Source organism: Achromobacter sp. GbtcB20 (genome assembly GCF_019091095.1).
Classification (GTDB): domain Bacteria; phylum Pseudomonadota; class Gammaproteobacteria; order Burkholderiales; family Burkholderiaceae_B; genus Achromobacter; species Achromobacter mucicolens.
Genome location: NZ_JAGXJZ010000775.1, coordinates 1 through 245 on the forward strand (window position 1 = coordinate 1; position 245 = coordinate 245).

Consider the following 245-nt stretch of genomic DNA (forward strand, 5'->3'; position numbering starts at 1 on the left):
TCACGAAGATTTCTTCGACGATCTGCGGCGCAAGACCCATCGACGGTTCATCCAGCAGGATCATGTTCGGGTTGGCCAACAGCGCGCGGCCGATCGCGGTCATCTGCTGCTCGCCGCCCGAGGTGTACCCGGACTGGCTGGTGCGCCGCTGCTTCAAGCGCGGGAAATACTGGTAGACCCGTACAAGCGCGGCGGCGGTGTCGCCGCGGCTCATGCTGCGCGTATAGGCGCCGGTCAGCAGGTTT

General features: G+C 64.5%; 1 protein-coding gene. It reads right to left on the reverse strand.

Translation table 11 applies throughout. From position 1 onward, the window contains the following. Positions 1-245 (reverse strand): ATP-binding cassette domain-containing protein (locus KVT32_RS31070; RefSeq protein WP_217619529.1); only part of this gene is annotated, 245 nt, incomplete at both ends.